The sequence below is a fragment of the Pseudomonas sp. 313 genome, from assembly GCF_000316965.1.
GTDB lineage: Bacteria > Pseudomonadota > Gammaproteobacteria > Pseudomonadales > Pseudomonadaceae > Chryseomonas > Chryseomonas benzopyrenica.
Map to the genome: position 1 here is coordinate 146,190 of NZ_ANBZ01000082.1, position 26,006 is coordinate 172,195.

The window sequence follows — 26,006 nt, forward strand, 5'->3', positions numbered from 1 at the left end:
GCCTTCCGGGCGGCTCTTCCCCGTGCGGAAGGCCATCACTATAATGCGCGGTCCACTCGCCACCGACTCCCTGCCGCGCATGTCCAAGAAGCTCTATATCGAAACCCATGGCTGCCAGATGAACGAATACGATTCGTCGCGCATGGTCGACCTGCTCGGCGAACGGGAGCCGCTGGAAGTCACCCAGAATCCGGCCGAGGCCGACGTCATCCTGCTCAACACCTGCTCGATCCGCGAGAAGGCGCAGGAAAAGGTGTTTTCCCAACTCGGTCGCTGGCGCGAACTCAAGCTGGAAAATCCCGACCTGGTGATCGGCGTCGGCGGCTGCGTGGCCAGCCAGGAAGGCGCTGCCATCCGTGACCGCGCCCCCTATGTCGACGTGGTCTTCGGGCCCCAGACCCTGCATCGCCTGCCGGAGATGATCGACGCCGCGCGCACCACCCGGGCGCCCCAGGTGGACATCTCCTTCCCCGAGATCGAGAAGTTCGACCGCCTGCCCGAGCCGCGCATCGACGGACCCAGCGCCTTCGTCTCCATCATGGAAGGCTGCAGCAAGTACTGCACCTTCTGCGTGGTGCCCTATACCCGTGGCGAAGAGGTCAGCCGGCCGCTGGACGACGTCCTCGCCGAGATCATCCACCTCGCCGAGCACGGCGTGCGCGAGGTGACCCTGCTGGGCCAGAACGTTAATGGCTATCGCGGCGCCACCGGCGACGGCCGCATCGCCGACTTCGCCGAGCTGCTCTATGTGGTGGCAGCGGTGGACGGCATCGACCGCATCCGCTACACCACCTCGCACCCGCTGGAATTCTCCGACGCCCTGATCCAGGCCCACGCCGAGATCCCGGAGCTGGTGAAATTCGTCCACCTGCCGGTGCAGGCCGGTTCGGATCGCATCCTGGCGGCCATGAAGCGCAACCACACGGCGCTGGAATACAAGTCGCGCATCCGCCGGCTCAAGGCGGCGGTACCCGACATCTGCATCAGCTCGGACTTCATCGTCGGCTTCCCCGGCGAGACCGAGAAGGACTTTGAACAGACCATGAAGCTGATCGAGGACGTCGGTTTCGACTTCTCCTTCTCCTTCATCTACAGCGCCCGTCCCGGCACCCCGGCGGCGGACCTGGTCGACGACACCCCGGACGAGGTCAAGAAGCAGCGCCTGCAGATCCTGCAGACGCGCATCCACCAGCAGGGCTTCGAGATCAGCCGGCGCATGGCCGGCAGCGTCCAGACCATCCTGGTCAGCGACTTCTCCAAGCGCGATCCCGGCATGCTGCAGGGTCGCACCGAGAACAACCGCATCGTCAACTTCCGTTGCAGCGACGCCAGCCTGATCGGTCAGTTCGTCCAGGTGCACATCGACGAAGCCCTGCCGCACTCCCTGCGCGGCACCCTGCTGGCCCCCGTCGCCAGCGGTGCGCGCCCGCCCGTCGCCGTCGCGCTGGCCTGATGGATGGTCACACGCGCCCTTTGCCAAGGGCGCGACCCAGGTTACTCTCACGCTACGTCAAGTTTTCGTAAAGCCAATCCAAAGGGTTTCCCAGCACACCTTGAATACCCCCCAGACGCTCCAGCACTTCACCCTCGAACCCTTCGATGCCGACCGTTTCGCCAACCTGTGCGGCCAGCTCGATGAAAATCTGCGCCAGATCGAACGCCGTCTCGGCATCGAGATCCGCAATCGCGGCAACCAGTTCGAACTGGTCGGCGAGCCCGAGCGCACCCGCGCAGCGCAGAATCTCCTGCAGCGCCTCTATCGCGAGACCGCCAGCGGCACGGCGGTAGCACCGGAACTGGTGCACCTCTATCTGCAGGAATCCGGTCTGGAAGCCCTGCAGGAAGAGCACCGCAGCGGTGGCGACACCAGCGTCGCCCTGCGCACCAAGAAGGGCATGATCCGCCCGCGCGGCGCCAATCAGCAGCGCTACGTCAAGTCGATCCTCGATCACGACATCAACTTCGGCATAGGTCCGGCCGGTACCGGCAAGACCTACCTGGCCGTGGCCTGCGCCGTGGACGCCCTGGAGCGCGAGCAGATCCGCCGCATCCTGCTGGTGCGCCCAGCGGTGGAAGCCGGCGAGAAGCTGGGCTTCCTGCCCGGCGACCTGGCACAGAAGATCGACCCCTATCTGCGACCGCTGTACGACGCCCTCTACGAGATGCTCGGCTTCGAGCAGGTGGCCAAGCTCATCGAGCGCCAGGTCATCGAGGTCGCGCCGCTGGCCTACATGCGTGGCCGCACCCTCAACAATAGCTTCATCATTCTCGACGAGAGTCAGAACACCACCCTCGAGCAGATGAAGATGTTCCTGACCCGCATCGGTTTCGGTTCCACCGCGGTGATCACCGGTGACGTCACCCAGGTCGACCTGCCGCGCGGCACCAAGTCGGGCCTCAAGCACGTCATCGAGGTCCTGCGCGACGTGCCCGGCATCGGCTTCACCCACTTCGAGTCCAAGGACGTGGTGCGCCATCCGCTGGTGCAGCGCATCGTCGAGGCCTACGACCGCTTCGAGGCGCTGCAGGACCAGCCGCGCGCGCCTGGAGAGGATCGCCATGGCGATTGAACTGGACGTCCAGGTCGCCAGCGAGGCGGCCGACCTCCCCGAGGAGCCGGACTTACGCCGCTGGTGTGAACTGGCCCTGCGCGCCCGCCAGGGCGACTCGGAACTCACCATCCGCCTGGTGGACGAAGACGAAGGCCGCGAGCTGAATCGCACCTGGCGACACAAGGACTACGCCACCAACGTGCTGTCCTTTCCGGCCGACGTGCCGGACGAATTCCTCGATATCCCCCTGCTCGGCGACCTGGTGATCTGCGCCCCCGTGGTGGCCCGCGAGGCCGCCGAGCAAGGCAAGCCCGCCAAGGCGCACTGGGCGCACCTGGTCATCCACGGCTGCCTGCACCTGCTCGGCTACGATCATCTGGAAGATGACGAAGCCGAGGAGATGGAAGACCTGGAACGCCAATTGCTCGCTGAACTGGGCTACCCCGATCCCTACGGTGAATGACACACACATGAACGAAGATCGATCAGGCACTGGGCATCGTTCCTGGCTGGAACGCATCGTCCAGGCCTTTGCCCATGAACCCAAGAGCCGCCAGGAACTGCTGGAACTGCTGCGCGAAGCCCACGAGAACAAGGTGCTCGACAGCGAGGTGCTGTCCATCGTCGAAGGCGCCATCTCGGTGGCCGATCTGCAGGTGCGCGACATCATGGTGCCGCGCTCGCAGATCATCAGCATTCGCGCCCAGCAGACCCCAGCCGAATTCCTGCCGGCGGTGATCGAGGCGGCCCACTCGCGCTATCCGGTGATCGGCGATGGCCCCGACGACGTGCTCGGCCTGCTGCTGGCCAAGGACCTGCTGCCGCTGCTGCTGGACCCTGCACGGGTCTTCGACTTCAAGACGGCGCTGCGCCCGGCCACCTTCGTACCCGAGTCCAAGCGGCTCAACGTACTCCTGCGCGAATTCCGTTCCACCCACAGCCACATGGCCATCGTGGTGGACGAATACGGCGGCGTCGCCGGCCTGGTGACCATCGAGGACGTGCTGGAGCAGATCGTCGGCGAGATCGAGGACGAGCACGACGTGGAGGAAGAGAGCTTCATCAAGTCGCTGCCCAATGGCGACTTCGTGGTCAAGGCGCTCACCCCCATCGAGACGCTCAACGAAATTCTGGAAACCCGCTTCGCCGACACCGAGGCCGACACGGCCGGCGGCCTGGTGATGAATCGCCTGGGCCACCTGCCCAAGCGCAATGAGGAAACGGTGATCGACGATTTCCGCTTCCGCGTGCTCAACGCCGACGGCCGCCGCATCCACCTGCTGCGCGTGACCCCGGTCAACCGCTAGCACGGCCCAGGCAATGCCCATCGCACGCCCTCCTACGGACCGCCGTAGGTTGGGTTGAGCGCAGCGAAGCCCAACAGGCCTTGCCTCGACTGCACGACTGTTGGGCTTCGACGATAGAGTCGTCCTAGCCCAACCGACGGATCGCCATGGCCGCGATAGCCGTTACCATCCCCTCCCCAACTGCGACCTGGCTCGCTCTCCCTCAAGCGCCTTTGGCACTGACTCGCGCTGGCGAGTAAGCTTGCGCAGCCTCGATCGGACCAAGGATTTTCGATGCGCTGGATCTCTCAACCCGGCTGGAAGGGCAACCTTCTGGCGCTCTTCGCTGGCGCCCTCACGCCCCTGGCGTTGGCCCCTTTCAACATCTGGCCGCTGGCACTGCTGTCCGCCGGTCTCTTCTACCTGGGCCTCAAGGGGCTCGGTGCCTGGCGCGCCCTGCTGCGCGGCTGGTGCTACGGCTTCGGCGCCTTTCTCGCCGGCACCAGCTGGATCTACGTCAGCATCCACACCTACGGGGCCGCGCCGGTGCCCCTGGCGCTCTTTCTCACCGTGGGCTTCTGCGCAGGCATCGCGCTGTTCTTCGCCCTGCCCGCCGGCCTGTGGGCGCTGTGCCTGAGACGCAACCAGGCACCCCTGGGCGACGCCCTCACCTTCGCCGGCCTGTGGTTCGCCCTGGAGCTGTTTCGCAGCTGGGCGCTGACCGGCTTTCCCTGGCTGCTGCTGGGCTATAGCCAGCTCAGCGGTCCCCTGCAGGGGCTGGCGCCCCTGGGCGGCGTCTGGCTGATCTCGGCCGTGCTGGCCTTTACCGCGGCGCTACTGGTCAACGCCCCGCGGCTGATCCTGCGACCGGTGGCCTTGATCGCGGCCCTGGTGTTGGTGGCCCTGCCCTGGGTGGCCGGCGATGTCTTCCAGGGCCAGGTATGGACGCAACCGGCCGGCGCGCCGCTCAAAATCGCCGGGGTCCAGGGCAACATCGCCCAGGAACTCAAGTGGAATCCCGACCACGCCCGCGCCACCCTGGCGCTCTATCGCGACCGTACCGCCGAGCAGACCGACGCCGATCTGGTGGTCTGGCCGGAAAACGCCATTCCCGTGCTGCGCGAATACGTCAGTGACTTCCTCGCCGCCGAAGGCGCCCAGGTGGCAGCCCATGGCGGCGCCCTGGTGACCGGCCTGCCCGCCCGGGAACGCGACGCCGACGGCGATTCGCGCTACTTCAACAGCATCACCGCGGTCGGTAACGGCTCGGGTACCTACTACAAGCAGAAGCTGGTGCCCTTCGGCGAATACGTGCCGCTGCAGGAATACCTGCGCGGCCTGATCGGCTTCTTCGACCTGCCCATGTCCGACTTCGTCCGCGGCCCCGAGCAGCAGGAGCCACTACTGGTGAAGGGCTATCGCGTGGCGCCCTACATCTGCTACGAGGTGGTCTATCCGGAATTCGTCGCCAGCATGGCGGCCCAGAGTCAGCTGCTGCTCACCATCAGCAACGACACCTGGTTCGGCAAGTCCATCGGTCCGCAGCAGCACCTGCAGATGGCGCAGATGCGCGCCCTGGAAAGCGGTCGCTGGCTGGTGCGGGTCACCAACGACGGTATCACCGCCCTGGTCGACCCCTTCGGTCGCATCAGCCGGCAGATCCCGGCGTTCGAGGTCGGCGTGCTGCAGGGCACCGTGGTGCCCATGAATGGCCTGACGCCCTATCTGCACTACCGCCTCTGGCCGCTGGCGATCTTTTCCGCCCTGGTGATGCTGTGGGGTCTGCTGCTGCGTCGGCAGGATCGTCCGGAAGAGGCACCGCTGGTGGTCACCCAGAGCTAGGCGCGCGTCAGCGATAGGCGAGCGGATAGAGCAAAAGCCCGGCGGCCTCGTTGAGCAACTGGGCGGTCTGCTCGACCGCCTTGGCTTCCGGCAGCCAGCCACCGAAGGGCCGGGCATTGGGAATACCGATGAAGCCCATGGGCGCGGCCACCACCTGCAAGCCCTGACGTTCGAAGCACCAACGCGAACGGGCCATGTGATAGGCCTGGGTCACCAGCACCACTCGCTTCACCCCGGCCTCACGCAGCAGCGGCGCACTGAGGGTGGCGTTCTCCCAGGTGGTGCGGCTGGCACCTTCCTGCCAGCGCACCGGCACCCCCAGGTCACGCTCCATCACCTCGGTCATCAGTGCCGCCTCGCTCAGCGGGCGGTCATGGGGCGAGCCTCCGGTGATCAGCACCGGCAGGCCGCTGGCCTTGGCCAGCCGCGCCGCATAGCGCAATCGCTCCACCGCCAGGTGACTGGCGGCATCGCCGGCCCAGCCCGGATCGTCCACCTCGCGCCCGGCGCCCAGCACCACGATGGCATCGACCTGCTGCGCAAGCGTCGCCCAGCGCGCTTCGGGCAGGGCGGCGTCGCGCTCCAGCAGGCGACCGCCGGTTTCCACCACCACCGGCAGGGTACTGGCCCAGAGCCCCAGCAGACCGCCCAGGAAGCAGGCTAGACCCAAACGGGGATAGCGACGACGCAACCACCACCCTAGCAACAGGAGCAGCAGCAGGCCGCCCGGTGGCAGCAGCAGTTGCTTGAAGAAATAGCGCAGACCCATGGTCTCTCCGGTCGAGGCGACCTCCGGGCCGCGGCGGCGCTCAGTGTAGGGGAGCGCGGACCCGGGCAGAAGGACTCTCGACCAGGACCTGCCGCCCCTGGCAATGACTGCAAAAGGATCCCGCCGGCTGTACCCGCCCGCAGCCCAGGCAGCAGGCCATGGCCGCCTCCGTCGCCTGGTGACGTTCCAGCCAGCGCCTGATCAGGGCGTACTCGGCCGGACTCAGGCCCTGCACCTCGACCTCCCCATCGGCGCTGTCATAGAGACGCTCCTGGGTAGCCGCCTCATCCAGCGCCAGCGCCAGGCGCCGTTGCAGGCGCACGTCGACGGGCAGCTTGTCGGACTCGCGTCGAAACTTTCCCATGATGGCGATCATCCTCCCGGGTAATTGAACGGACGTTTGATCAGCCTAGTACGGCCCTTCCAACCCTGCCTCCCCCGGAGTGCGAAACAAGCGACAGCCCGGGACATTTCCCCGCGCTCGGGGGGTCATGTATGCTTGGCGGCTCGATCAAACGCCTCTGCAGCCCTCGACACGCCCATGCACGAACACTATCAGCCCCGCGAAATAGAAGCCGCCGCCCAGTCCTTCTGGGACCAGAATCTGTCCTTCAAGGCCACCATGCGTCCGGGCCAGGAGAAGTTCTACTGCCTGTCGATGTTCCCCTACCCCAGCGGCAAGCTGCACATGGGGCACGTGCGCAACTACACCATCGGCGACGTCATCGCCCGCTACCAGCGGATGCTGGGCAAGAACGTCCTGCAGCCCATGGGCTGGGACGCCTTCGGCATGCCCGCCGAAAACGCCGCCATGAAGAACGGCGTGGCCCCGGCCAAGTGGACCTACGAGAACATCGCCTACATGAAGTCCCAGCTGCAGAGCCTGGGCCTGGCGATCGACTGGTCCCGCGAGGTCACCACCTGCAAGCCCGACTACTATCGCTGGGAGCAGTGGCTGTTCACCCAGCTGTTCGAGAAGGGCATCATCTACCGCAAGAACGGCACGGTGAACTGGGACCCGGTGGACCAGACCGTACTGGCCAACGAGCAGGTCATCGACGGCCGCGGCTGGCGCAGCGGTGCGCTGATCGAGAAGCGCGAGATCCCCATGTACTACTTCCGCATCACCGACTATGCGGAAGAGTTGCTGACCTCCCTCGACGGCCTGCCCGGCTGGCCCGAGCAGGTCAAGACCATGCAGCGCAACTGGATCGGCAAGTCCCGCGGCATGGAGGTGCAATTCCCCTATGACCAGGACAGCATCGGCGCCGAAGGCACCCTGAAGGTCTTCACCACCCGCCCCGACACCCTGCTCGGCGCCACCTATGTCGCCGTGGCCGCGGAACACCCGCTGGCCACCCAGGCCGCCCAGGGCAATGCCGAGCTGCAAGCCTTCATTGACGAGTGCAAGCGCGGCGGCGTCGCCGAAGCCGACATCGCCACCCAGGAGAAGAAGGGCCTGGACACCGGCCTGTTCGTCCGCCATCCGCTGACCAACGCCCGCCTGCCGGTGTGGGTCGCCAACTATGTGCTGATGCACTATGGCGACGGCGCGGTCATGGCCGTGCCCGGTCACGACGAGCGTGACTTCGAATTCGCCAACAAGTACCAGTTGCCCATCGTCCAGGTGGTGGATACCGCCGAGGCCACCCGCGTGCTGGCCAATCCGGACGACTACAGCCCCGCGGAATACGAGCGCTACCAGTTCGACCCGGTGCAGTGGAAGGACTGGTACGGCAGCAAGGAAGGCTTCCTGATCAATTCCGGCGCCTACGACAACCTGAGCTACGACGCCGCCTTCGACGCCATCGGCGCCGATCTGCAGGCCAAGGGCCTGGGTCAGCCGCGCACCCAGTTCCGCCTGCGCGACTGGGGCATCAGCCGCCAGCGCTACTGGGGCTGCCCGATCCCGATCATCCACGGCGAAGATGGCATCGACATCCCGGTGCCGGCCGACCTGCTGCCGGTGGTGCTGCCCGAAGACGTGGTGCCGGACGGCGCCGGCTCGCCCCTGGCGCGCATGCCCGAGTTCTATGAGACCGCCGATCCGCGCAACGGCCAGCCGGCCCGGCGTGAAACCGACACCATGGATACCTTCGTCGAAAGCTCCTGGTATTTCGCCCGCTATGCCTCGCCGAACTTCACCGGCGGCATGCTGGACAAGGAAGAAGCCAACTACTGGCTGCCCGTCGACCAGTACATCGGCGGCATCGAGCACGCCATCCTGCACCTGCTTTATTCGCGCTTCTTCCACAAGCTGATGCGCGACCAGGGCCTGATCGATTCCGACGAGCCCTTCGAGAATCTGCTGACCCAGGGCATGGTGGTGGCCGAGACCTACTACCGCACCCTGCCCAACGGCAGCAAGGACTGGTTCAACCCGGCCGATGTCGAGGTGGAGCGCGATGCCAAGGCCAAGGTGATCGGCGCGCGCCTGAAGAGCGACGGCCAGCCGGTGGAAATCGGCGGCGTCGAGAAGATGTCCAAGTCGAAGAACAACGGCGTCGATCCCCAGGCGATGATCGACCAGTACGGTGCCGATACCTGCCGGCTGTTCATGATGTTCGCCTCGCCGCCGGACATGAGTCTGGAATGGTCCGATTCCGGCGTCGAGGGCGCCAGCCGCTTCCTGCGCCGCGTCTGGCGTCTGGCCCAGGCCCACGTCACCCAGGGCCTGCCGAGCGCCGACGCCCTTGGCGAGCTGTCGCCGGCCCAGAAGGAGGTGCGTCGCGCCATCCACCTGGCCATCCGCCAGGCCAGCCAGGATATCGGTCAGCATCACAAGTTCAACACCGCCATCGCCGCGGTCATGACCCTGATGAACGTGCTGGAAAAGGCTGCCCAGGACAGCGACACCGATCGCCGTCTGCTGCAGGAAGGCCTGGAGGCCGTCACCCTGCTGCTGGCCCCCATCACCCCGCACATCGCCCACGGTCTCTGGCAGCAGCTGGGCCACAGCGATGCGGTCATCGACGCCCGCTGGCCGCAGGTGGACGAAAGCGCCCTGGTGCAGGACAGTCTGCAGATCGTCATCCAGGTGAACGGCAAGCTGCGCGGCCAGATCGAAGTACCGGCCGATGCCAGCCGCGAGGCCATCGAGGCCGCCGCCCGCGCCAACGAGAACGTGGCACGCTTCACCGAGGGCCTGACCATCCGCAAGGTCGTCGTGGTCCCGGGTAAACTGGTCAACATCGTCGCCAACTAAGACACGCGAACGGAGCAGACAACAGATGAAGAAACGGATTCTCCCCGGCCTTGCGGTAGTCGGCCTGGCGACCCTGCTGACCGCCTGCGGCTTCCAGCTGCGTGGCACCGGCGAAACCCGCCTGACCGTGAACGAGCTGAACCTGACGGCGCGCGACGCCTATGGCCAGACCGTCAAGGACGTGCGCGACATGCTCGAGGACGCCCATGTGCGGATCACCTCGGGCGCGCCCTACACCCTGGATCTGGGTGGCGAAGCCCAGAGCGAGCGCACCGCCAGCTACACCAGCGGCGCCCGCAGTGCCGAGGTCGAGCTGACCACCCGTCAGCCCTACACCATCATCGGCAAGAACCAGGCGGTGCTGGTCAGCGACTATCTGGAAACCCAGCGCTACTACGTGACCGACCAGAACAACATCGTCGGTTCCGAACAGCAGAAGGACCAGCTGCGTCGCGAAATGCGTCGCGAACTGGTGCAGCAGCTGGCCGCCCGCCTGCAGGCCCTGACGCCGGAGCGCCTGGACAAGCTGCAACGTGACGCCGATGCCCGCGCCGCCGCCAAGGCCGAAGCCGACCGCCGCGCCCGCGAGTCCGCCCCGCCGCAGCAGTCGCCGATCGACATCCCCACCCCCGCGCGCTAAGCGCTGCAGCCGGAGCCGCAAGGCTCCGGTTTGCCCTTCCGGTTCAGCATGAAACTCAACGCCAATCAGCTGGGCAAGCAGCTCCAGGGCTCGCTGGCCGCCGTCTATGCCGTCAGCGGCGATGAGCCCCTGCTCTGCCAGGAAGCCAGCGATGCCATCCGCGGCGCGGCCCGTGCCCAGGGCTTCGACGAGCGCGAGGTCTTCGACGTCGATGCCGGCTTCGACTGGGGTCGTCTCTACGAGGCCGGCGCCAGCCTCTCGCTGTTCGCCCAGAAACGCATCCTCGAATTGCGCCTGCCCACCGGCAAGCCCGGCGACAAGGGCTCCGCCGCCCTGCTCGACTACCTCGCCCGCCCAGCCGAGGACACCCTGTTGCTGATCAGCCTGCCGCGCCTCGACGCTGCCGCCCAGAAGACCAAGTGGGCCAAGGCCCTGCTGGAGCACCCGCAGGCGCAGTTCGTGCAGATCTGGCCGGTGGAACTGGCGCAGTTGCCGCAGTGGATCAACCAGCGCCTGTCGCGCCTGGGGTTGGCCGCCACCCCCGAAGCGGTCGAACTGATCGCCGAGCGGGTGGAAGGCAATCTGCTGGCCGCCGCCCAGGAGATCGAAAAGCTCCGCCTGCTCATCGAAGGCTCCCAGGTGGACGCCGAGACCGTACGTGCCTCAGTGGCCGACAGTGCCCGCTACGACGTCTTCGGCCTGCTGGATGCCGCCCTGGCCGGCGATGCGGAGCACGCCCTGCGCATTCTCGAAGGCCTGCGTGGCGAAGGCGTGGAGGCGGCCGTGGTGCTCTGGGCCCTGGCCCGGGAACTGCGGCTGCTTGCCAACCTGGCCCATCTGCAGGAAAGCGGTACGCCCCTGGAGCGCGCCTTCACCCAGGTCAAGCCGCCGGTGTGGGACAAGCGTCGCCCCCTGGTCAGCCGCGCCCTGCAGCGCCAGGGCGCCCGCCGCCTGGAAGCCCTGCTGCGCGAGGCCCAGGTCGCCGACGAACAGATCAAGGGCCAGGCGCCTGGCGAGGTCTGGCTGACGCTGGCCAGCCTGGCCCTGACGCTCGCCGGCAAGCGACTGGCCCTGCCCAGGTCCTAGCGCTGGCCGGCGCTTGTAATGGCCGGCCCTTGCAATAGACTGGCGTGCCCCCATCAAGGGGGAGTCCCCACCCCTCGGAGCACGCACTCATGGCCAAGAAATACAGCCGCGGCCCCAACAAGGCCAAGGTCCTCGTCAGCGATCCCCGTTATCGCGCCCGCCAGGAAAAGCCCGCCAAGGGCAAAGGCAGCTACCGCCGCGAAGCCTTCTCGTTGCAAGACGAGAAGGCTTCGGTCTTTCTGGCCGCCTGAAAGCCGCGCTCAGACGCCTGACAGACGTCAGGACCCGGGCCGTGCTAAGGTGAGCCTTCCTGCCTAGACGTCCGGTGGAGACAGATGCAATTCGGGAAAACCCGCGGATTCAAGACCGGCGGCCTCCTCGCCGGAACCCTGGTCACTCTGCTGACCGCCGCCCTGGCCGCCTGCGCCCAGACCCAGACGACGCCCACCGCGGCGCCCTCTTCACCCGCCTCGTCCAAACCCGCACCCGCGGCCAATGCCCCCGCCTCGGCGGCCGAGGCCCTGCCGCAACTGGATGAGAGCTTCGAGCAATGGCGCAGTCGCTTTCGTACCCTGGCCCTGGGCCGAGGCATCTCGGCCGCTACCTTCGACCAGGCCTTTGCCGGCGTGCAACCCGATCCGGCGGTCATCGCCGCCGATCGCAGCCAGCCGGAATTCACCAAGCCGGTCTGGGAGTACCTGGAATCCGCCGTCTCGCCCCTGCGAGTGCGCAACGGCAAGAGCCTGCTGATCCAGCAGGCCGGGCTGCTGGCCTCCCTGGAAGCCCGCTACGGCATCGAGCCCGCGCGCCTGGTGGCCTTCTGGGGCATGGAAAGCAACTACGGCAACAACATGGGCAACAAGGGCGTCATCCGCTCTCTGGCTACCCTCGCCTATGAAGGTCGCCGCCCGGACTTCGCCCAGGACCAGCTCATCGCCGCCCTCGGCATCCTGCAGCACGGCGACGTCACCGCCGACCGCATGATCGGCTCCTGGGCCGGCGCCATGGGCCAGACTCAGTTCATTCCCACCACCTACGACCAGTACGCGGTGGACTTCGACGGCGACGGTCGCCGCGACATCTGGGGCTCCACCGCCGACGCCCTGGCCTCCACCGCCAACTACCTCAAGGCCTCCGGCTGGCAGGACGGCAAGCCCTGGGGCTACGAGGTCCAGGTCCCGGCCAACTTCGACTACAGCCTGGCCGACATGGGCGTGCGCAAGAGCCTGGCCGAGTGGAACGCCCTGGGCATCCAGGGCCTCGGCCTGCCGCAACCGGCCGCCCAGCCCAGCGACAGCGCCTCGCTGCTGCTGCCCGCCGGCCATCGCGGTCCGGCCTTCCTGGTGTTCAACAACTTCCGCACCATCCTCAGGTACAACAACTCCAGCTCCTATGCCCTGGGCGTGGCGCTGCTCTCGGAGCGCTATCGCGACGCCGGCCAGATCGCCGGCAGCTGGCCCACCGATGACCTGCCGTTGAGCCGTAGCGAGCGGGTCGAACTGCAGCAGCGCCTGGCTGCCCTGGGGCTGGACCCGGGCAGTGCCGACGGTATCATCGGCGCCAACACCCGCAAGGCCATCCGCGCCTACCAGCAATCCCAGGGCTGGCCCGCCGACGGCTATCCCAATCACCAGCTGCTGGAAAAACTGCGCGGCTGAGGCCTTCGACGACCCGTACCTCAGCCAGGGGCGGGTCGTCGAGCGTCAGGCGTAGCGCGCCTCTCCCACCAGCACCGCCAGCAGGGCCGTTGCCGCTGGCGACAGTTCGGCGAAATCCCGACAGCCCACCACCAGCTCCCGACGCGCCCAGGCATCGCTCAGCGGATGGCTGGCCAGTACCCATCGCTTTTCCGCCTGGACCAGACTCGCCGCGGGCAGGATGGCCACGCCCAGGCCCCGGGCGACCAGGGCACAGGCCTGGGCCGGACTCGGCACCCGGATACGGATCGCCAGCTCCCGCCCCCACTGCGCCGCCTGGGCTTCCACATGCAGCTGCAAGGCATTGCCACGCGACAGACCGACGAAGGGCTGTTCGAGCAACCGCGCGAACTCGATCGCCTCACCCGCGGCCAGCGGTATGCGTCCCGGTGCTGCGACCAGCACCAGGGGGTCCACCCGGAAGGGCCGGACGTGCAGCCCTTCCACCTCCGGTGCCGCGACGAAGATGCCCAGGTCGGCACGGCCTTCGCGGAGCGCCGGTACGATGCGCGAACTCGGCAATTCCTCGACTTCCACATCCACCCTGGGCTGCGCCTGGAGGAAAACCGCCAGGGGCTCATCGAGGTGCTCCATCAGCGCGGCGCCATTCGCCAACAAACGCACCCGCGTGCGGCTGTTGGCCACCGCGCCGGCAAGATCCTGGGCCATCTCGTCCAACCGCAGCAGGATCGCCCGGGCATGGCGCTCCAGGGTCAGGCCGGCCGGTGTGGGACGCACGCCACGCGCATGACGAACCAGGAGCGGCGTGCCCAGGCTGTCTTCCAGGGCCTTGATGCGGGCACTGGCCGAGGGCAACGCCAGGTGGCTCCGCTCGGCGCCCAGGGTGATGCTGCGCGCTTCCACGACATGGAGGAACAGCCGCAGGTCGAGCAGGTCGTAGCGCATCGCCTCAAAGCCTCTGTATGGACCTTAGGCAGCCTTCGCCAATCCCGGCTTCTCACCCAGGGTCCTGGAGCCCATGGTAACGCCTCCACCAGAGGAGACGACCATGACCCTGCTGCTCTGTATCCTGATCTTCGTGCTGGCGGGACTGACCAAGGGTGTGCTCGGCCTGGGCCTGCCCACCGTCGCCATGAGTCTGCTGGCGCTGCTGATGACCCCGGCCGAAGCCGCTGCCCTGCTGTTGATCCCGTCCCTGCTCACCAATGTCTGGCAATTCTGCGCCGGCCCCGCGCCCTGGCAGAGCGTCAAACGCCTGTTGCCGCTGCAACTGGCACTGGTGCCGGGTACCCTGCTCAGCATCCCGCTGCTGACCGGGAGCGATAGCGCCGGACTCGCCGCCGCGCTCGGTGCGGTGCTGGTCGCCTATGGCCTGATCGGCTGGACCGGCTGGCGGCCGCCCGTACCGGGCCGCCATGAGGGCAAGGTCGCGCCCCTGGTGGGCTTCGTCACCGGTCTGATCACCGGCATGACCGGGGTCTTCGTGCTGCCGGCGGTGCCCTACCTGCAAAGCCTGGCTCTGGACAAGGAACGGCTGATCGAGGCCTTGGGCCTGACCTTCACCGTGGCCTCCCTGGCGCTGCTGATCGGCCTCTGGTGGCAGGACGCGCTGGCCATAGAACGCCTGGGCGCCTCCAGCCTGCTGCTGCTGCCGGCCCTCCTGGGCATGTGGGTGGGCCAGCGCGTGCGTCAGGGACTCGACGAGCAGTTGTTCCGCCGGCTGTTCTTTGGGGGGTTGCTGCTGTTGGGTGCCTACGCCGTCCTGCATTATCTGCTGCGCCTGGGCTATCTTGGCTGAGCCCGTCATCACAGTGCAGCCTGGCCCAGCCGGTGTAGGCTGCACCTTCGGCGGGCGTCACGGTCTATGGGCGTAGCTGAACGGTCGCCGCACAGCGGTTAGCCTTCAGACCCGGCCCCCGTGCCCGACCGTTGCCCTTTTCCGACGTATACAGGACGCTTTCATGACGCTCGCTCCCAATGCAGGACGCCTCCCCGACGAGAACACCCTGACCCATCTGCCGCGCCTGGTGGCACGCTACTACAGCGATCGCCCCGACCCCAGCGATCCGGGTCAGCAGGTGGCCTTCGGCACCTCCGGGCACCGCGGTTCCTCGCTCAAGGGCAGCTTCAACGAGTGGCACATCCTCGCCATCACCCAGGCCATCTGCGAATACCGCCAGGCTCAGGGCGTCGACGGTCCGCTGTTCATGGGCATGGACACCCATGCGCTGTCCGAGCCGGCCTTCATCTCCGCCCTGGAAGTCCTGGCCGCCAACGGCGTGGACGTCCGTATCGACGCTGGCTGCGCCGAGACCAACGGCGAACCGGGTTACACCCCCACCCCGGCGCTGTCCAACGCCATCCTCGAATGCAACGCCGGCCGCAGCTCGGGCCTGGCCGATGGCATCGTCATCACCCCGTCGCACAACCCGCCGGCCGATGGCGGTTTCAAGTACAACCCCACCAATGGCGGCCCGGCCGACACCAACGTCACCAAATGGATTCAGGACCGTGCCAATGCCCTGCTGGCGAACGGTCTGGAAGGTGTCAAGCGGATGGATTACCGCCAGGCGCTCAAGGCTGCCACTACCCAGAGATTCGATTTCCTCGACCGCTATGTCAGCGGGCTGGGCCAGGTCATCGACCTGGACGCCATCCGTGGCTCCGGCCTGACCTTTGGCGTCGACCCCCTCGGCGGCGCCGGTGTGCACTACTGGCCGCGCATCGCCGAGCGCTATGGCCTGCCGCTGGAGGTGCTGTCGACCCGTGTCGATCAGACCTTCCGCTTCATGCGCCTGGACTGGGACGGCAAGATCCGCATGGACTGCAGCTCGCCCCACGCCATGGCCGGCCTGATCGAGAACAAGGACAGATTCGACGTCTCCTTCGCCTGCGACACCGATCACGACCGCCACGGCATCGTCGCCCGCTCGGTGGGCCTGCTCAATCCCAACCACTACCTGGCGGTGGCCATCGAGTACCTCTTCACCCATCGTCCGCAGTGGAGCCAGCAGGCCGGCATCGGCAAGACCCTGGTGTCTTCCTCGATGATCGACCGCGTGGCTCAGGGCATTGGCCGCCAGGTGGTGGAAGTGCCGGTGGGCTTCAAGTGGTTCGTCGATGGCCTGCTGGACGGCAGCCTGGGCTTCGGTGGCGAGGAGTCCGCCGGCGCGTCCTTCCTGCGCAAGGCCGGCGGCGCCTGGTCCACCGACAAGGACGGCCTCATCCTCGGCCTGCTGGCCGCGGAGATCACCGCCGTGACCGGCAAGGACCCGGGCGAGCGCTACCAGGCGCTGACCGAACGCTTCGGCGCCCCGGTCTACCAGCGCATCGACGCCGCCGCCGACCGCGAGCAGAAGGCTCGTCTCGGCAAGCTGTCCGCCGCCCAGGTCACCGCCAAGGAGCTGGCCGGCCAGCCGATCACCGCCATCCTTACCGAGGCGCCCGGCAACGGCGCCGCCATCGGTGGCCTCAAGGTAGTCACCGAGAACGGCTGGTTCGCCGCCCGTCCTTCGGGTACCGAGGACGTCTACAAGATCTACGCGGAAAGCTTCGAGGGCGAAGCCCACCTGGGCCGTATCCAGGAAGAAGCTAAGGCACTGGTGGATGGTGTGCTGCGCGGCTGATAACGCGCGCCCTCACCCCGACCCTCTCCCAAAGGGAGAGGGGGCTAGAAGCGGTGAGGTGTTCATCTCCGCAATGGAAAAGGGCAGCCACTGGGCTGCCCTTTTCCATGACGACGCCAGGATCAGTTGATCTTGGTGCCGTGGGCCTGCTGGTCGGCGTGGTAGGACGAGCGCACCAGCGGACCGGACGCGACATTCTTGAAGCCCATCTTGGCGCCCTCCTCGGCATACCAGGCGAAGGTATCCGGGTGGACGAAGCGCTGCACCGGCAGGTGGTTGCGCGAGGGCTGCAGGTACTGGCCGAGGGTCAGCATGTCGATCTCGTGCTCGCGCATGCGCTGCATGACCTCGATGACTTCCTCGTCGGTCTCGCCCAGCCCCAGCATCAGGCCGGACTTGGTCGGCACGTGGGGCACGCGCTTCTTGAAGTTCTGCAGCAGGTCCAGCGACCACTCGAAGTCCGAACCCGGACGCGCGGCCTTGTACAGGCGCGGGACGGTCTCCAGGTTGTGGTTGAAGACATCCGGCGGCTCCTGCTCGGTGATCGCCAGGGCAACGTCCATGCGGCCGCGGTAGTCGGGCACCAGGGTCTCCAGCTGAATGCCGGGGGTCAGCTTGCGGATCTCGCGCAGGCAGTCGACGAAGTGCTGGGCACCGCCGTCGCGCAGGTCGTCGCGGTCCACCGAGGTGATCACCACGTACTTGAGGCCCAGGTCAGCGATGGCCACCGCCAGGTTCTTCGGCTCGTCCACGTCCAGCGGCTTCGGCCGGCCGTGGCCGACGTCGCAGAAGGGGCAGCGCCGGGTGCAGATGTCACCCATGATCATGAAGGTGGCGGTGCCGCCGGAGAAGCACTCGCCCAGGTTGGGGCAGGAGGCCTCTTCGCAGACGCTGTGCAGCTTGTGCTTGCGCAGCAGCTGCTTGATGCGCTCGACCTCGGGGGTGACCGGGATGCGTACGCGGATCCAGTCCGGCTTGCGCGGCAGCTCCTCGGTGGGAATGATCTTTACCGGGATGCGTGCGACCTTTTCGGCACCGCGCAGCTTGACGCCGGCTTCCACCTTGTTGGGGCGGGCGGGCGGGGTAAGGGTCTGGACGCTGTCTTGTACTGTAGTGGTCATGTCAATCCGATTCCAGGGTGATCGGTTCGGGGTAGCCCAGGCGCAGACTCAGGTGACGCACCAGAGACTCGCGGACCTCGTCGAAAGCTAGTGGCCCGGTCACCAGATCGCGGAGCTGGGTCATGGCCAGGCCGGCATAACCGCAGGGGTTGATCCGGCGGAAGGGCGCCAGATCCATGTCAACGTTGAGCGCCAGTCCATGGAAGGAACGCCCATTGCGGATGCGCAGCCCCAGGGAGGCGATCTTGGCGCCATCCACATAGACACCCGGCGCATCGGCCCGGGCCGCGGCCTGCACACCCCAATCGGCGAGCAGCGCGATCAGGCTGTCTTCCATGGCGCTGACCAATTCTCGCACGCCCAGGCCCTTGCGGCGAACATCCAGCAGCACATAGGCGATGAGCTGACCGGGTCCATGGTACGTGACCTGGCCGCCGCGATCGACCTGCACCACCGGAATGTCGCCCACGGCGAGCAGGTGCTCGGGCTTGCCGGCCTGCCCCTGGGTGAAGACCGCAGGGTGCTGCAGCAGCCAGAGTTCGTCGGGGGTGGCCGGGCCGCGCTCGTCGGTGAAGCGACGCATGGCCTCCAGGGTCGCCGCGTAGGGCCGCAGGCCCCAGCGGCGCACGCCCAGGCTGGCCGGGGCGGGAGCGTTCATCAGATCACCATGTGCACGCGGCCGGTGGCGCGCAGGTCCTGGTGGATGGCCTGCAGCTGGTCCACGCCGGTGGCGGTGATGAGCACCTGCACCGAGAGGAAGCGGCCGTTGCGGCTGTCACGGCTCACCAGGGTGCCGCGATCCAGGTCCGGCGCGTGGCGCTGGACGATGTCGAGCACCAGCTCGGCGAAATCGGCACCGGCATCGCCGATCACCTTGATGGGATAGCGCGGGCAGGGAAATTCGATCTTGGGGGGTTGTACGTCTTCGGTCATGCGGACTTCCAGGCCGATCGCGGTCGGCAGGGGGTGAAAGGCCCGCGAGCGCGGGCCTTTCCAGGACAACGGATCAGTTGAACAATCCGTAGAAGAACAGGCGAATGCTATCCCACAGGCGACGGAAGAGGCCACCCTCCTCGACCGGCTGCAAGGCGACCAGGTCGGCGGTGTGCACCACCTTGTCATCCAGCTTCACCTCGACCTTGCCGATCACCTGGCCCTGGGCGATGGGAGCGGTCAGCTGCGGATTGAGCACCATCTCGGCATGCAGCTTCTTGGCCTGGCCACGCGGCAGGGTCATGGTCAGGTCGTTGGCCAGACCGGCCTGGACCTCACGGGCGTCGCCCTTCCACACCGGCGCCTTGGCCAGTTCGGTGCCCTTCTTGTAGAAGGACTGGGTCTCGAAGAAGCGGAAGCCGTAGGTCAGCAGCTTCTGGGTCTCGGCGGCACGGGCCTGTTCGCTGTTGGTGCCGAACACCACGGCGACCAGGCGCATGCCATCGCGAACGGCCGAGGCCACCAGGCAGTAGCCGGCTTCATCGGTGTGGCCGGTCTTCAGGCCGTCGACGGTCTTGTCGCGCCACAGCAGCAGGTTGCGGTTGGGCTGCTTGATGTTGTTCCAGAAGAATTCCTTCTGGGAGTAGATGGCGTAGTGCTGGGCATCGGCGTTGATGATGGCGCGCGCCAGGATGGCCATGTCATGGGCCGAGGAATAGTGGTTCGGATCCGGCAGGCCGGTGGCGTCCATGAAGTGGGTGTTCTGCATGCCCAGCTTCTGCGCGGTGGTGTTCATCATGTCGGCGAAGGCGTCTTCGCTGCCGGCGATGTGCTCGGCCAGGGCGACGCTGGCGTCGTTGCCGGACTGGATGATGATGCCGTGCAGCAGGTCACCGACCGACACCTGGGTGCCGACCTTGATGAACATCCGCGAACCGCCGGTACGCCAGGCGTGCTCGCTGACGGTGACCATGTCCGATTCCTTGATGCGACCCCGGTTGATTTCCAGGGTGGCGATGTAGGCGGTCATCAGCTTGGTCAGGCTGGCCGGCGGCAGGCGCTGGTCGGAGTTGGATTCGGTGAGCACGGCGCCGCTGTTGGCATCCATGAGAATCCAGGCCTTGGCGGCCAGCTGGGGCGCCGCCGGAACCATTGTCTCGGCCGCCCAGACGGCCGGGACACAGGCGATCGTTACTAGGAGGAGCAGGCGTCGAGCGAGTTTTGCGATTGTCATCCGAATCTCTGAAAGGTTGGGGTATGGCAGGAGCAGCGGACCCAGACCGCACGGTCCACGGCGATCCGCGCGAGGCGGATCACGACGGCTGGGGCCGGCGACTGGGCGTCATGAAGCATCCCTGCTTCAATCCGGTTGCACGAGAGACGCCTGACCCAGGCGGGCCACGCGTACGCTGTTCTGGAGCTGGGAGACCTCAGCCGGCTGGACCGGTCCGAGGCGGACCCGATGCAAGGTCTGCTGGTTGCGCACCGTCGAACTGATGAACACCGGGGCACCGGTCAGGTCGCTGAGCTTGTCCTTGAGCAATTCCGCAGCGTCCGGATTGGCGAAGGCCGCCACCTGCAGATAGAGCCCAGCGGCTGGGACAGAAACGTTTTTTTTTTGCGTCGACGGCCGCGGGCGTCACCGGCTCGGCGTGCTGGTTGACCGGTGGCGTATAGGTCTCGATGGCGCCGAAGGTCTGGGTCTCGGTGGTCTTCTGGGCCACCGGCGCCTGGCGCGGCTGGGCCAGCACCATGGGCACCGCCTGGCCGCGTTGGGCCCAGTACTGCTGCGGATCTATGCCTTCGACACTGACCCGGGCGGTGCCGATCTCGGCGTAGCCGAGCTTCTTGGCCGCGGCAAAGGACAGGTCGATGACCCGGTCGGAATAGAAGGGCCCGCGGTCGTTGACGCGCAGGATCACGCTGCGGCCGTTGTCCAGGTTGGTGACCCGCACGTAGCTGGGCAGCGGCAGGGTCTTGTGCGCCGCGGTCATGCCATAGAGGTCGTAGGTCTCGCCGTTGGCGGTGGCCTGACCATGGAACTTGGTGCCGTACCAGGACGCGGTGCCGGTCACGCGGTAGTTGCGCGAATCGGTCAGCGGGAAATAGGTCTTGCCCAGCACGGTGTAGGGATTGTTCTTCAGCGGCCCGTTGTAGGGCATGGGCACGGCGTCGGGAATGCGGCTGACGTCCACGTCCCACCAGGGCGCGCCGTCACGGTGCGGACGCAGGTAGCCGCCTGGTCCGGCCACGCCCTTGCTGGTCGGCTTGGGTGCCTGGCTGGAACAGCTCACCAGCAGCAGGCCGAGGCCCAGGCAACCGGCCAGGCGCGCCAGGGCAGTCAGGCGCATCACGGCTTGGCACCCTCGGCGGCATGGCGCTCGGCGATGGCATTGGCCAGATCGGTCACCGCCATGGCGTACATGACGCTGCGGTTGTATCGGGTAATGGCGTAGAAATTGGGCAGGCCCATCCAGTACTCCGGTCCCTTGTCTCCGTCGAGGCGGAACGAGGTTACACGCAAATCGTCACGCAGGGCAGGGTCTTGGGCGTTCCAGCCCAGGGCGCGCAACTCGGCGACGCTTTTGACCGGCTCGATGCCGGCCACCACGCCCTCCTCCACCCGCTCGCCGCTGACCTGGGCGCGAATGGCGGTGGGACCGCGCCCGGACCAGCCGTGGCGCTTGAAGTAGTTGGCCACGCTGCCGATGGCGTCGGTGGGATCGGACCAGATGTTGATGTGGCCGTCGCCGTCGAAGTCCACCGCATAGGCGCGGAAGCTGCCCGGCATGAATTGCGGCAGGCCCATGGCGCCGGCATAGGAACCGGTCAGGCTGAGCGGATCGACCTGCTGTTCGCGGGCGAGCAGCAGGAATTCGCGCAGCTGGCTACGGAAGAAGGGCGCGCGCGGCGGATAGTCGAAGGCCAGGGTCGAGAGCGCATCCAGCACCCGGTAGTTGCCGGTGTTGCGGCCGTAGAAGGTTTCCACGCCGATGATGGCGACGATGAACTGGGCCGGCACGTCGTATTCGCGCTCGGCGCGGGCCAGCGCCTCTTCGTGGGTCTTCCAGAAGTCGACACCCTGGGCGATGCGCCGATCGGTGATGAAGATGGGGCGGTATTCGCTCCAGGGCTTGACCCGCTCGGCCGGTCGCGAGATGGCGTCGAGGATGGCCTGCTTGCGCTCGACTTCGCCGAACAGCGCCTGCAACTGTTCCGGGGCGAAGCCATAGCTCTGACTCATCTCGGCGATGAAGTCGCGCGTCAGCGGTGCCGTGTCGTAGTCACCCGCGACGACACCGGTCGTCACGCCCATCGCCGTGGCGAGCCCGAGGCTCTGCAAGCAGCGACGCATCCATCCCATTGTCGGCATCTCACCCTTCTTTGTTGCGTGTTAAACCTGGGCGATCCACTTGCGGTGCGTGTGGATCGACATCAAAACTCCGAACCCGGTGAGCAAGGTGACCACCGAGGTGCCGCCATAACTGATGAATGGCAGCGGGACACCCACCACGGGCAGGAGGCCGCTGACCATGCCGATGTTGACGAAGACATAGACGAAGAAGGTCATGGTCACGCCGCCGGCGAGCAATTTGCCGAACAACGTCTGGGCCTGCACGGTGATGGTCAGGCCGCGACCGATGAGCAGCAGATAGAGCACCAGCAGCAGGCAGACACCGACCATGCCGAACTCTTCGCCGAGGACGGCAATGATAAAGTCCGTGTGACTTTCCGGCAAAAAATCCAGATGAGACTGGGTACCCAGCAGCCAGCCCTTGCCGAACACCCCGCCCGAGCCGATGGCGGCCTTGGACTGGATGATGTTCCAGCCGGCGCCCAGCGGATCCATTTCCGGATCGAGGAAGGTCAGCACGCGGCGTTTCTGGTAGTCGTGCAGCACGAAGAACCACATGGCCACCGCCAAGGGCACCGCGGCGCTCACCGCGCCGATCAGCCAGCGCCACTGCAGGCCGCCGACGAACAGCACGAAGCCGCCCGAGGCCAGCACCAGCATGGCGGTACCGAGGTCGGGCTGATCGAGGATCAGCACGAAGGGCACCACCACCAGCGACAGGCTGATCAGGCTGTGCTTGAAGTTCGGCGGCAGACTGCGCTTGGACAGGTACCAGGCCATCATCATGGGCATCAAGAGCTTCATGAATTCCGACGGCTGGAAGCGGATGACCCCGGGAATATTGATCCAGCGGGTCGCGCCCATGGCGTTGTGGCCCATGACGTCCACCACCACCAGCAAGGCCACGCCGACCACATAGCCCAGGGGTACCCAGCGCGCCATAAAGCGCGGTTCGAGCTGGGCGACGACGGCCATGGCCACCAGGCCGAGACCAAAGGAGCTGGCCTGCTTGAACAGCAGGTCGAGATTGCGCCCACCGGCGGAATAGAGGACGAACAGGCCGGTCGCGCCCAGCATCAACAGCAGGATCAGCAGAGGGCCGTCGATGTGCAGGCGCTGCAGCAGGGTAGCCCGCCGCTTCATCACGTCCCCTTCGGGAATGGTGCGATCGAAGTTGGGAGCGAGACTCATGGCTGCACCTTGGTCGCGGCGGCGGTGGCCCCGGCGGTGGTCGGCTTGGCGTACTCGGCCTTGAGATGGCCCTGCTCATCGAGCAGCCAGGCGTCGAGCACCTGACGCACCACCGGGGCGGCCACGCCGCTGCCCGACTCGCCGTTCTCGACCATCACCGCCACGGCGATCTGCGGATTGTCGGCCGGGGCGAAGGCGACGAACAGGGCGTGGTCGCGATGCCGCTCCTTGAGCGCCGCCGAGTTGTACTTTTCGTTCTGGCGAATGGCGACCACCTGGGCCGTACCGCTCTTGCCGGCGATGCGGTACTGGGCACCGACGTTGATCTTGTGCGCGGTGCCGCGGGGATTCTGCACCACCATTTCCATGCCGTGGATGGCGCGATCCCAATAGCTGGGATCCTTGAGCTCGATGTCGGGCATGGGATTGCTGTCCACCGGCGGCTGGCCATCGAGGCTCTTGGCCAGGTGCGGGCGGATCCATTTGCCATGGTTGGCGATCAGGGTGGTGACCTGGGCCAGCTGCAGCGGCGTGGTCTGCATGTAGCCCTGGCCGATACCGAGGATCAGCGTCTCGCCGGGGAACCAGGCCTGGCGGCGGGTGGCACGCTTCCACTGGCGCGAGGGCATCAGGCCCGGTGCCTCTTCGAACATGTCCAGGGCGACCTTTTGCCCGAGGCCGAACTTGCCCATGTACTCGGAAAGCCGATCGATGCCGATCTTGTGCGCAAGATCGTAGAAATAGGTGTCATTGGATCGCATCAGCGCCATGTCCAGATCCACGTAGCCGTCGCCGCCGTGGTTCCAGTTACGGTACTTGTGATCGTAGTTGGGCAACTCGTAGTAGCCCGGATCGAAGACCCGCGCCTGGGGCGTGGTGGCGCCGCTGTCGAGACCGGCGATGGCCACCGCCGGCTTGATAGTCGAGCCCGGCGGATAGAGCCCGCGCAGCACCCGGTTGTAGAGCGGGCGATCGATGGAGTCGCGTAGCTCGGAATATTCCTTGAAGCTGATCCCGGTGACGAAGGGATTGGGGTCGTAGCTCGGCTGGCTGACCATGGCCAGCACCTCGCCGGTCTTGGGCTGGATGGCGACGATGGCGCCACGGCGCCCACCCAGGGCGGCTTCGGCGGCGGCCTGCAGGCGCGAATCGATGGTCAGGACGATGTCCTTGCCCGGCTTGGGGTCGGTGCGATTGAGCACCCGCAGCACCCGGCCGCGGGCGTTGGTCTCCACCTCTTCGTAGCCTACCTCACCGTGCAGCTCGGGCTCGTAGAAGCGCTCCACGCCGGTCTTGCCGATGTGGTGGGTACCGCTGTAGTTGACCGGATCCAGGCGCTTGAGCTCCTGCTCGTTGATCCGCCCGACATAACCCACCGAATGGGCGAAATGCTCGCCCATGGGATAGTGACGCACCAGTTGCGCCGTCACCTCGACCCCGGGCAGGCGGAACTGGTTGACAGCGATCTTGGCGATCTGCTCCTCGGTCAGCTCGAACAGTACCGGCACCGGCTCGAAGGGACGCCGGCCCTGTTTCATGCGCTTCTCGAACAGCTCGCGGTCTTCCTCGGTCAGGCCCAGGACCTGCACCAGAGTATCGAGGGTCTGTCGCCAGTTGTCGGCCCGCTCGCGGGTGATGGTCAGGCTGAAGCTGGGACGGTTGTCGGCGACGATGATGCCGTTGCGGTCGTAGATCAGGCCCCGGGTGGGCGGGATCGGCTGGACATGGACCCGGTTGTTTTCCGACAGGGTCGAATGGTAGTCGTGCTGGATGACCTGCAGGTAGTACATGCGCGCCACCAGTACGCAGGCGAGCGCAAGAAAGATGATCGCCCCGATCGTCACGCGGGCGCGGACGAGCTGGGCGTCTTTCTCGTGGTCCTTGAGGCGTATGGGTTGCGACATCGCAGGTACGGACTACTTGTGATACGGATGGCCGGCCAATACGGTCCAGGCGCGATAGAGCTGCTCACCGACGAGAATGCGCACCAGCGGATGCGGCAGAGTCAGCGGCGAGAGCGACCAGCGCTGTTCACTGCGGGCCTGCACCTCGGGCGCGAGGCCCTCGGGGCCGCCGACCATGAGGTTGACGGTCCGGGCCTCCAGGCGCCACTGCTGGAGTGTTTCAGCCAATTGCTCGGTGCTCCAGGGCTTGCCGGTAACCTCCAAGGTCACCACGCGCTCGCCCGGCTGCACCTTGGCCAGCATGGCCTCACCCTCCTGGCGGATCAGCCGGGCGACGTCGGCGTTCTTGCCGCGGGTCTGCAGTGGGATCTCGACGAGTTCCAGCGGCAGTTCCGGCGGTAGACGCTTGACGTACTCGTGCCAGCCCTCCTCGACCCAGCGCGGCATGCGCGAGCCGACGGCGATGAGACGCAGGCGCACCGGACTTATTCGCCTTGGGCGGCGCGGCTCTGCTCGGCACCGCGCCAGAGGCGCTCGAGGTCATAGAACTCGCGGGTGGTCGGCAGCATCACGTGGACGACCACGTCGCCCAGGTCCAGCAGCGCCCATTCGCCGCCTTCCAGGCCTTCGCTGCCCAGCGGACGCACGCCCTGCTGCTTGACCTTTTCCAGCACGTTGTCGGCCAGCGACTTGACGTGGCGGCTAGAGGTGCCGCTGGCGATGACCATGATGTCGGTCACGCTGGTCTTCTCACGGACGTCCAGGGAGATGATGTCCTGGGCCTTCATGTCTTCCAGGGCGGCGATGGCCACCTGGACGAGTTGTTCGCTTTGCATGG

24 protein-coding genes and 1 pseudogene are annotated in these 26,006 nt (G+C 66.6%); 12 read left to right on the forward strand and 13 right to left on the reverse strand.

The genetic code is table 11. The annotated features are described in order from the left end of the window. The first annotated feature begins 79 nt into the window (after positions 1-79). The 5 genes from miaB (at position 80) to lnt (ending at position 5,680) form a co-directional block, all read left to right on the forward strand. Entirely contained in the window at positions 80-1,453 is a 1,374-nt protein-coding gene (miaB, locus tag C722_RS25235) for a tRNA (N6-isopentenyl adenosine(37)-C2)-methylthiotransferase MiaB (protein ID WP_085984318.1), read from the forward strand. Between the two features lie 100 nt (positions 1,454-1,553). Beyond that, on the forward strand, positions 1,554-2,570 hold the full coding sequence (locus tag C722_RS0121470; protein ID WP_017642496.1) for a PhoH family protein: 1,017 nt from the start codon (positions 1,554-1,556) through the stop codon (positions 2,568-2,570). Continuing rightward, entirely contained in the window at positions 2,560-3,015 is a 456-nt protein-coding gene (gene ybeY / locus C722_RS0121475) for an rRNA maturation RNase YbeY (protein ID WP_017642497.1), read from the forward strand. Before C722_RS0121470 ends, ybeY begins: the two co-directional genes overlap by 11 nt. A 7-nt stretch (positions 3,016-3,022) precedes the next feature. After that, positions 3,023-3,859 (forward strand): HlyC/CorC family transporter, encoded by an 837-nt coding sequence (locus tag C722_RS0121480; RefSeq protein WP_017642498.1) that lies wholly within the window; start codon positions 3,023-3,025, stop codon positions 3,857-3,859. 273 nt (positions 3,860-4,132) lie between these two features. After that, complete coding sequence (gene lnt / locus C722_RS0121485; RefSeq protein WP_017642499.1) at positions 4,133-5,680, forward strand: apolipoprotein N-acyltransferase; 1,548 nt, start codon at positions 4,133-4,135, stop codon at positions 5,678-5,680. Positions 5,681-5,687: 7 nt separating this feature from the next. Here lnt and C722_RS0121490 read toward each other — a convergent pair whose 3' ends face one another. Next, positions 5,688-6,449: a YdcF family protein gene (locus tag C722_RS0121490; RefSeq protein ID WP_017642500.1), complete on the reverse strand. Its 762-nt coding sequence runs from the start codon at positions 6,447-6,449 to the stop codon at positions 5,688-5,690. Between the two features lie 40 nt (positions 6,450-6,489). Continuing rightward, on the reverse strand, positions 6,490-6,813 hold the full coding sequence (locus tag C722_RS0121495; protein WP_231356686.1) for a hypothetical protein: 324 nt from the start codon (positions 6,811-6,813) through the stop codon (positions 6,490-6,492). Between the two features lie 177 nt (positions 6,814-6,990). Here C722_RS0121495 and leuS point away from each other — a divergent pair, with 177 nt between their 5' ends. From leuS to C722_RS0121520, 5 genes are all read left to right on the forward strand, one after another. Beyond that, positions 6,991-9,654: a leucine--tRNA ligase gene (gene leuS, locus C722_RS0121500; RefSeq protein WP_017642502.1), complete on the forward strand. Its 2,664-nt coding sequence runs from the start codon at positions 6,991-6,993 to the stop codon at positions 9,652-9,654. 25 nt (positions 9,655-9,679) lie between these two features. Then, positions 9,680-10,294, forward strand: coding sequence for an LPS assembly lipoprotein LptE (lptE, locus tag C722_RS0121505; protein WP_017642503.1), 615 nt, complete (start codon positions 9,680-9,682; stop codon positions 10,292-10,294). Between the two features lie 48 nt (positions 10,295-10,342). After that, positions 10,343-11,380, forward strand: coding sequence for a DNA polymerase III subunit delta (gene holA / locus C722_RS0121510; RefSeq protein WP_017642504.1), 1,038 nt, complete (start codon positions 10,343-10,345; stop codon positions 11,378-11,380). Between the two features lie 89 nt (positions 11,381-11,469). After that, positions 11,470-11,631 carry an alternative ribosome rescue factor ArfA gene (arfA, locus tag C722_RS25240; RefSeq protein WP_007159657.1) on the forward strand — a complete coding sequence of 54 codons (162 nt, stop codon included), beginning with the start codon at positions 11,470-11,472 and terminating at the stop codon, positions 11,629-11,631. 84 nt (positions 11,632-11,715) lie between these two features. Beyond that, complete coding sequence (locus tag C722_RS0121520; protein WP_017642505.1) at positions 11,716-13,038, forward strand: lytic murein transglycosylase; 1,323 nt, start codon at positions 11,716-11,718, stop codon at positions 13,036-13,038. A gap of 45 nt (positions 13,039-13,083) precedes the next feature. On the opposite strand, the gene C722_RS0121525 is transcribed toward C722_RS0121520, so the two are convergent. Continuing rightward, positions 13,084-13,983, reverse strand: coding sequence for a LysR family transcriptional regulator (locus tag C722_RS0121525; protein ID WP_017642506.1), 900 nt, complete (start codon positions 13,981-13,983; stop codon positions 13,084-13,086). A 103-nt stretch (positions 13,984-14,086) separates the two neighbouring features. Here C722_RS0121525 and C722_RS25245 point away from each other — a divergent pair, with 103 nt between their 5' ends. Together C722_RS25245 and pgm are read left to right on the forward strand one after the other, a co-directional pair. After that, positions 14,087-14,836, forward strand: a complete 750-nt coding sequence (locus tag C722_RS25245; protein ID WP_017642507.1) for a sulfite exporter TauE/SafE family protein — start codon at positions 14,087-14,089, stop codon at positions 14,834-14,836. 163 nt (positions 14,837-14,999) lie between these two features. After that, entirely contained in the window at positions 15,000-16,664 is a 1,665-nt protein-coding gene (pgm, locus tag C722_RS0121535) for a phosphoglucomutase (alpha-D-glucose-1,6-bisphosphate-dependent) (protein WP_017642508.1), read from the forward strand. 122 nt (positions 16,665-16,786) lie between these two features. Here the strand turns inward: pgm and lipA are convergent, their stop codons facing one another. The 10 genes and pseudogenes from lipA to rsfS form a co-directional block, all read right to left on the reverse strand. Next, on the reverse strand, positions 16,787-17,785 hold the full coding sequence (gene lipA / locus C722_RS0121540) for a lipoyl synthase (RefSeq protein WP_017642509.1): 999 nt from the start codon (positions 17,783-17,785) through the stop codon (positions 16,787-16,789). A gap of 1 nt (position 17,786) precedes the next feature. After that, positions 17,787-18,443 (reverse strand): lipoyl(octanoyl) transferase LipB, encoded by a 657-nt coding sequence (gene lipB, locus C722_RS0121545; RefSeq protein WP_017642510.1) that lies wholly within the window; start codon positions 18,441-18,443, stop codon positions 17,787-17,789. Further along, positions 18,443-18,718 (reverse strand): DUF493 domain-containing protein, encoded by a 276-nt coding sequence (locus tag C722_RS0121550; RefSeq protein WP_017642511.1) that lies wholly within the window; start codon positions 18,716-18,718, stop codon positions 18,443-18,445. Before C722_RS0121550 ends, lipB begins: the two co-directional genes overlap by 1 nt. A 73-nt stretch (positions 18,719-18,791) precedes the next feature. After that, positions 18,792-19,952: a D-alanyl-D-alanine carboxypeptidase family protein gene (locus C722_RS0121555; RefSeq protein ID WP_026084012.1), complete on the reverse strand. Its 1,161-nt coding sequence runs from the start codon at positions 19,950-19,952 to the stop codon at positions 18,792-18,794. 126 nt (positions 19,953-20,078) lie between these two features. After that, positions 20,079-21,069 (reverse strand): annotated as a pseudogene (locus tag C722_RS25250) (septal ring lytic transglycosylase RlpA family protein). After that, on the reverse strand, positions 21,069-22,073 hold the full coding sequence (gene mltB, locus C722_RS0121565; RefSeq protein ID WP_017642513.1) for a lytic murein transglycosylase B: 1,005 nt from the start codon (positions 22,071-22,073) through the stop codon (positions 21,069-21,071). Before mltB ends, C722_RS25250 begins: the two are co-directional and overlap by 1 nt. A gap of 39 nt (positions 22,074-22,112) precedes the next feature. Further along, complete coding sequence (gene rodA, locus C722_RS0121570) at positions 22,113-23,216, reverse strand: rod shape-determining protein RodA (RefSeq protein WP_085984320.1); 1,104 nt, start codon at positions 23,214-23,216, stop codon at positions 22,113-22,115. A 44-nt stretch (positions 23,217-23,260) separates the two neighbouring features. Continuing rightward, positions 23,261-25,168: a penicillin-binding protein 2 gene (mrdA, locus tag C722_RS0121575; protein WP_017642515.1), complete on the reverse strand. Its 1,908-nt coding sequence runs from the start codon at positions 25,166-25,168 to the stop codon at positions 23,261-23,263. A gap of 12 nt (positions 25,169-25,180) precedes the next feature. Beyond that, entirely contained in the window at positions 25,181-25,648 is a 468-nt protein-coding gene (rlmH, locus tag C722_RS0121580; RefSeq protein ID WP_007159668.1) for a 23S rRNA (pseudouridine(1915)-N(3))-methyltransferase RlmH, read from the reverse strand. A 5-nt stretch (positions 25,649-25,653) separates the two neighbouring features. Then, complete coding sequence (gene rsfS / locus C722_RS0121585) at positions 25,654-26,004, reverse strand: ribosome silencing factor (RefSeq protein ID WP_017642516.1); 351 nt, start codon at positions 26,002-26,004, stop codon at positions 25,654-25,656. Between the last annotated feature and the right edge of the window lie 2 nt (positions 26,005-26,006).

Coding starts and splice junctions, on each gene's coding strand:
- miaB (WP_085984318.1), top strand. CDS start 80: ATGTCCAAGAAGCTCTATATCGAAACCCATGGCTGCCAGATGAACGAA.
- ybeY (WP_017642497.1), top strand. CDS start 2,560: ATGGCGATTGAACTGGACGTCCAGGTCGCCAGCGAGGCGGCCGACCTC.
- C722_RS0121480 (WP_017642498.1), top strand. CDS start 3,023: ATGAACGAAGATCGATCAGGCACTGGGCATCGTTCCTGGCTGGAACGC.
- lnt (WP_017642499.1), top strand. CDS start 4,133: ATGCGCTGGATCTCTCAACCCGGCTGGAAGGGCAACCTTCTGGCGCTC.
- C722_RS0121490 (WP_017642500.1), bottom strand. CDS start 6,449: ATGGGTCTGCGCTATTTCTTCAAGCAACTGCTGCTGCCACCGGGCGGC.
- C722_RS0121495 (WP_231356686.1), bottom strand. CDS start 6,813: ATGGGAAAGTTTCGACGCGAGTCCGACAAGCTGCCCGTCGACGTGCGC.
- leuS (WP_017642502.1), top strand. CDS start 6,991: ATGCACGAACACTATCAGCCCCGCGAAATAGAAGCCGCCGCCCAGTCC.
- lptE (WP_017642503.1), top strand. CDS start 9,680: ATGAAGAAACGGATTCTCCCCGGCCTTGCGGTAGTCGGCCTGGCGACC.
- holA (WP_017642504.1), top strand. CDS start 10,343: ATGAAACTCAACGCCAATCAGCTGGGCAAGCAGCTCCAGGGCTCGCTG.
- arfA (WP_007159657.1), top strand. CDS start 11,470: ATGGCCAAGAAATACAGCCGCGGCCCCAACAAGGCCAAGGTCCTCGTC.
- C722_RS0121520 (WP_017642505.1), top strand. CDS start 11,716: ATGCAATTCGGGAAAACCCGCGGATTCAAGACCGGCGGCCTCCTCGCC.
- C722_RS0121525 (WP_017642506.1), bottom strand. CDS start 13,983: ATGCGCTACGACCTGCTCGACCTGCGGCTGTTCCTCCATGTCGTGGAA.
- C722_RS25245 (WP_017642507.1), top strand. CDS start 14,087: ATGACCCTGCTGCTCTGTATCCTGATCTTCGTGCTGGCGGGACTGACC.
- pgm (WP_017642508.1), top strand. CDS start 15,000: ATGACGCTCGCTCCCAATGCAGGACGCCTCCCCGACGAGAACACCCTG.
- lipA (WP_017642509.1), bottom strand. CDS start 17,785: ATGACCACTACAGTACAAGACAGCGTCCAGACCCTTACCCCGCCCGCC.
- lipB (WP_017642510.1), bottom strand. CDS start 18,443: ATGAACGCTCCCGCCCCGGCCAGCCTGGGCGTGCGCCGCTGGGGCCTG.
- C722_RS0121550 (WP_017642511.1), bottom strand. CDS start 18,718: ATGACCGAAGACGTACAACCCCCCAAGATCGAATTTCCCTGCCCGCGC.
- C722_RS0121555 (WP_026084012.1), bottom strand. CDS start 19,952: ATGACAATCGCAAAACTCGCTCGACGCCTGCTCCTCCTAGTAACGATC.
- mltB (WP_017642513.1), bottom strand. CDS start 22,073: ATGCGTCGCTGCTTGCAGAGCCTCGGGCTCGCCACGGCGATGGGCGTG.
- rodA (WP_085984320.1), bottom strand. CDS start 23,216: ATGAAGCGGCGGGCTACCCTGCTGCAGCGCCTGCACATCGACGGCCCT.
- mrdA (WP_017642515.1), bottom strand. CDS start 25,168: ATGTCGCAACCCATACGCCTCAAGGACCACGAGAAAGACGCCCAGCTC.
- rsfS (WP_017642516.1), bottom strand. CDS start 26,004: ATGCAAAGCGAACAACTCGTCCAGGTGGCCATCGCCGCCCTGGAAGAC.